This window comes from Alcanivorax sp. HI0083 (assembly GCF_001635175.1).
On the sequence record NZ_LWFX01000617.1, the window covers coordinates 1 to 4,969 of the forward strand.

Genomic DNA, 4,969 nt, shown 5'->3' on the forward strand with positions numbered 1-4,969 from the left:
TGACCACATAATTGCGCTCACATTGATTGGCTGAATTCATTGGTGAAATATAGTCACCGTTGGAATAAATCGGCGCGTAGCTATTACAGGTTGTTGTTGGCTGGCCACATACTTGCTCCAGTTTTACGGCGCGTACCTGAACTTCCTCGCTTCGCTCGTAATACACTGGGGCACGAAGCTCAAAGCTTGTAGCTGTACGCTTTCGGTACTCCGTAACATCTCGACAAAAAATCCAGACACAAACTCGCTCTGTTCTGGTTTGCTCTTGGCACCACCCCTGATTCTTGGAATTATTGCTACAATAGTTGGAACCACCTGTGCCCCAAGCACTCCAGCTTGACCAACTGGTAACACGACAATTTTCATTTGTTGCATCACAGCTTCCCGATGTTAGAGGCTCAAACGGCCCTTCATAGCGAACATCACAGCTACCATCGTTTGGATCACAGGCTCCGCCGGAAGGCTGGTAATTCCCGTAAGAAATACGGCAATCATAATTCTCAAACTGCTGAGGAAGGTTCTGGCAGCTGGTCAACGCAGGCGCGCTAATCCAAGGCCCTTCATACACGAAGTCACCTTGGTTATTTGTTACCGGTTGTGTGACACAATTTTTTTCAATACTCATGTCCACACAGGCGTTTTGCGGAAACCCATTACTGGTAATGGCATCTTTACCCAGCATATAACGACCCATTTCATTGTAGGCTGTAAAGGTCGGCGTTCCCCCCGTCGGGAAAATTTCATTCACCGCATATTTGATCGCCGCGCGCCCCCCGTCAGTCATCTCTGAGACGGGAAAAATCACCTTGCCATCATTGCCATTATGAAAACGACCAAGCCCCATGTTGACCCGGTCCGGCAGCGCATCCACCATATCGCTGAATGCTTCTTTGGTCATATCAATGCGCTGCACTTCGCCCGGCTGACAATTACTGGTTTCACACCAGGCCATACTGCCTGAGCTATCCAGCATTACCATGACATTGGCAGCCGGCGCATTTTGGTTATTGTCCGCATCCGCATCCGCAAAGAAAATTTCAGTGTCATCGGCATATACATTTGCCATCGGAAGGCAAAGAGCCAGACACAGCATTGTGGCAAGCCTATTTACTGACATCATCGTTCTATCCCCCTGCCTTATTGAATTTCAGCACTTGGCAAAATCCCACGTTTGAGCAATTCCTGCACATGCAAATCGCCAATATTAAACGTTGCCATCTCGCTGTTTCCTGATATTTCCACCTGGTAATCCACGAAGGTCCCGCCATTACCCGTAGAGCTTATCTGCGCACCGGAAATCAGCCTGAAGCCATTCACTTGCGAGGTTGAACTCGCCTTGAGCAAACCACGACTATCCATAAAATCAGCACCCGCACACAATCCATCCTTGCGAGGGTTGTCAGACACCACACACCGGGTCATAACGTCCCCGCCCAAAAAGTTGGAGAGATTAATCGTGCTCATGCCATCAAGTTCTTCATACGCCTCAACAATGGCACTCTCTGCGCCTTCGAACACCATGGCATCGGCCTGCATACCGGTTGATACCCTGGAGGAAAACATACTGGTTTTCATGGCCGAGATACCCAGCAAAGATATCGCCACCAGAATGAGCAAGGCCACCAGAAGTGCAGCACCCGTTTGCTTGTTCATTGCTCCACCTTCGTCATATCAAATTGCATCCCAATCATAATTTCTCAACCGCACCGTGGTGCTAAGTGCCTTTCTCATTGCGCGATCCGCTGGCTCTGTCAAGGTCTCACCCAGAATATGAAACTCCCTGGTCCCATCACTTTCAGGCAATGCATCATTTGCCCGGGACAGCAGCAACCCTATTTTCACCGCCACAACGGGAGTATCTGCCGGCACTTGGTCTTGCGTCACATAACGCGACACCCCCAAGGCTCCATCGCTATTGGTGTCAATGCCGTACAAGACCTGAAAACTTTCCACTCCCGGAACCAGCTCAACCACTACATTGGTATCAAGGCTACCCTTGCAATACAGGCTTTCATCATCTACGTAATAGGTTGTCGCCACTTCTGTCCAATCCGCCACCGTATTACCAGCACAATCACTTTTTCCGTTATAGGCCAGAGTCAGGCGATCATTATCCGTACCCTCTGCAGAAGCGGGAATTTCTCCACTCCAGTTAGAAAACTGTATGCCCATATCCCTAGTCGCAGTGACCGTATCCCAAATAAGACCCGCTTTACGTAGATCCCTAATCATGAACCGCATTACCTGCTGACTATCCTGCTGCAGCTGCGACGCAGTTTGCTGAAGTACGAACGTTTTCTGATTGGTAATAAAAAGCTGGATAGCCGCCGCTGTAACAATCAAACCGAGCACCAAGGCGACCATTAATTCCACCAGGCTAAAACCTTTCTGTGCAACTCTCATCGCGACACCTCCAGCACCACACACGTTGCAGATTCATCCATGTTGATACCCGTCGCGGTAAGACAATCATCCGGCTCCATTTTTCCCCAGCTCACAATGACGCAACTCATGCTGTTGCCGTTGCAAGGGGCTGCCTGCACACGACCATTTGGCAGCTGATTTCCGGAAAGCCAGGCCAGCTGGGCAATATCCAGCGCGGCCATCTGTGCAGCAGAACAGTCTGCCCCTTGGCAGCCAGTTTCAGGGTCCCCGCCCGGTGTTACCGGAGCGTCAGGCCAGCTTGCAGTCGCAAGGTATGTGGCTCGTTCAGCCCGGTTGGATTCAATTCTTTCCAGTGCATCCTGGCTGATCAGGGTTGCCTGGGAGCGGTTATTGGCTTCTTCTGCGCCTTTCAAGGCCGCCAACTGCAAACCGGCATACCCCAGTACTCCAATTGCCAGTATCAGCAATGCAACCAGAACCTCCACCAGACCAACACCTCTTTGGGTGTGTACTTTTTGTACTTGCTGTTGTTTTCTCATGGGCTGCAACTGACATCCTCGCTACTGACTCGCCCCACGACTGACACGCTGACCAGTCGACCACTATCCCCGGCTTTCGCGTTGCACAACCGGAACGCCACCGGGGTGTTGCTGGTGAAACCATCCGGCTTGAATACCGGCCCGGCGGATCCCAGCGTTTGGGTAACCACCACATCCCCGGCAGGCAAAAAGGTTTGATCTTTTTCTACACTGCCTCCAGGAAAATCCAATACCCAGCCGGTTTGCCAGTCAGTGCCCGTCTCCGGCGTGACACTGACCTGCTGGCGCAAACTCACGGACTGCATCTTGGCCATTTTCAGTGCTGTAATCATGTCAGCCACCGTGGAGCGCAACGCATTACTGGCCGTCACTCTTTGGTAAGAAGGAATGGCATAGGCCAACAACACGCTCAACACCAGCAAAGACACTATTAGCTCGACCAGTGAAAAACCGGATTCCTGTTTCTTCATCCCTGCCCCAAGTGATTCTTAATAGACGTGGATATCACTTTAGCAATGCGCCGCCGACCATCAATTGAATGGAGACCAGTGGGGCCTTGCCGCACCCGAACGGTATAAGCTGCTGAAAAATAATGAATTTTGGTACTTTAGTGTGTGAGAGGTCTCACACTTTAATCGTAGACTAGAGCATTTTTTTGCTTAGCCAAAAGAACTAGGCTTGGCTGCGGAAGAATGGACGGTCTAAAAGACGGGACAGGCGCTACGGGCGTAGCGCCTTGGGCATGGAGAAGCGGATGTTTTCTTCACGGCCGGGGATTTCTTCGGCGTCTTTGCCTCCCAAGCTCTTGAGTGTAGCAACGACCTGCTGCACCAGGTCCTCAGGGGCGCTGGCGCCGGCGGTGACACCAACAGAGGCTTTACCTTTCAGCCAGTCCGCATCAATCTGCGACGGCTCGTCAATCAGGTAGGCATCCGCACCACAGCGTTCGGCCAGCTCACGCAGCCGGTTGGAGTTGGAACTGTTTACCGAGCCGACCACCAGCACCAGACCACACTCCAGCGCCAGCTGGCGTACGGCATCCTGGCGGTTGGTGGTGGCGTAGCAGATATCTTCGCGTTTGGGGCCAAGGATCGCCGGAAAACGCTGGCGCAGGGCATCAATGACTCTGGCGGTATCATCCACACTCAGGGTGGTCTGGGTGACGAAAGCCAGTTTGCTTTCATCGCGCACCGTCAGGCTTGCCACGTCGGCTTCGTCTTCCACCAGATAGATGTCGCCCCCATAGGATGTATCGTACTGGCCCATGGTGCCTTCCACTTCTGGATGGCCAGCATGACCAATCAGGATGCTTTCACGGCCTTCACGGGCATACCGAATGACTTCCATATGCACCTTGGTGACCAGCGGGCAGGTGGCATCGAAAACCTGCAGCTGGCGCCGCTCGGCCTCTTCCTGCACCGCTTTGGAGACGCCGTGGGCGCTGAAAATGACAATGGCGTCGTCCGGCACTTCGTGCAGTTCTTCCACAAACACGGCACCTCGCTGACGCAGGTCTTCCACCACATAGCGGTTATGCACCACTTCGTGACGGACATGGATCGGCGGGCCGAATACCTCCAGGGCGCGGTTGACGATATCGATGGCACGATCCACGCCAGCACAGAAGCCACGGGGATTAGCGAGACGAACTTCCATAAGCAGTTGACAGTTGATAGTTGATAATTGATAGCGGAAAACCAACGGCCTTCCGCCAAACGAATGCCGATACCAGCAATGACTTCTCTTCAGTTAACTGTCAACTTTCCACTGTCAACTATCAACTGATTTTAAATGGCTGCTCGGGGGCGTGACGCTCGATACCGATAATTTCCACTTCAAAGGTGAGATCCCGGCCTGCCAGCGGATGATTGAAATCCACCATCACCCACTCATCGTCCGCCTTGGCGATCACGCCTGGCAGTTCGGCACCGGCCGCATCGGCGAAACTCAGCACCATGCCGGGCTCCAGGGAATCGTGCTCGGCGAAGGTGTCGCGGGTGAAATGCTGCACATTCTGCTCGTTATACTCGCCGAACGCCTTGGCG

The 4,969-nt window shown here is 52.7% G+C and carries 7 protein-coding genes; all 7 read right to left on the reverse strand.

Features of this window, described 5'->3' with window-relative positions; genetic code table 11:
- Positions 1–1,120: VWA domain-containing protein (locus A3754_RS06190; protein ID WP_156496851.1), on the reverse strand; the 1,120-nt coding region annotated here is incomplete at its 3' end.
- Between the two features lie 17 nt (positions 1,121–1,137).
- Entirely contained in the window at positions 1,138–1,653 is a 516-nt protein-coding gene (locus A3754_RS06195) for a PilX N-terminal domain-containing pilus assembly protein (protein WP_063519100.1), read from the reverse strand.
- 18 nt (positions 1,654–1,671) lie between these two features.
- Positions 1,672–2,403 carry a PilW family protein gene (locus A3754_RS06200; protein WP_197468507.1) on the reverse strand — a complete coding sequence of 244 codons (732 nt, stop codon included), beginning with the start codon at positions 2,401–2,403 and terminating at the stop codon, positions 1,672–1,674.
- Positions 2,400–2,924: a type IV pilus modification protein PilV gene (gene pilV, locus A3754_RS06205; protein ID WP_063519102.1), complete on the reverse strand. Its 525-nt coding sequence runs from the start codon at positions 2,922–2,924 to the stop codon at positions 2,400–2,402. The genes A3754_RS06200 and pilV overlap by 4 nt, the downstream gene beginning before the upstream one ends.
- Positions 2,921–3,394 carry a GspH/FimT family protein gene (locus A3754_RS06210; protein WP_063519103.1) on the reverse strand — a complete coding sequence of 158 codons (474 nt, stop codon included), beginning with the start codon at positions 3,392–3,394 and terminating at the stop codon, positions 2,921–2,923. The genes pilV and A3754_RS06210 overlap by 4 nt, the downstream gene beginning before the upstream one ends.
- 250 nt (positions 3,395–3,644) lie before the next feature.
- On the reverse strand, positions 3,645–4,580 hold the full coding sequence (gene ispH / locus A3754_RS06215) for a 4-hydroxy-3-methylbut-2-enyl diphosphate reductase (RefSeq protein ID WP_063519104.1): 936 nt from the start codon (positions 4,578–4,580) through the stop codon (positions 3,645–3,647).
- 121 nt (positions 4,581–4,701) lie between these two features.
- The coding region (locus tag A3754_RS27385) for a peptidylprolyl isomerase (protein WP_369817583.1) at positions 4,702–4,969 on the reverse strand (268 nt) is incomplete at its 5' end.

Excerpts from the sequence above, each read along its gene's own strand:
- A3754_RS06195 (WP_063519100.1), bottom strand. The coding sequence starts at position 1,653 with ATGAACAAGCAAACGGGTGCTGCACTTCTGGTGGCCTTGCTCATTCTG.
- A3754_RS06200 (WP_197468507.1), bottom strand. The coding sequence starts at position 2,403 with ATGAGAGTTGCACAGAAAGGTTTTAGCCTGGTGGAATTAATGGTCGCC.
- ispH (WP_063519104.1), bottom strand. The coding sequence starts at position 4,580 with ATGGAAGTTCGTCTCGCTAATCCCCGTGGCTTCTGTGCTGGCGTGGAT.
- pilV (WP_063519102.1), bottom strand. The coding sequence starts at position 2,924 with ATGAGAAAACAACAGCAAGTACAAAAAGTACACACCCAAAGAGGTGTT.
- A3754_RS06210 (WP_063519103.1), bottom strand. The coding sequence starts at position 3,394 with ATGAAGAAACAGGAATCCGGTTTTTCACTGGTCGAGCTAATAGTGTCT.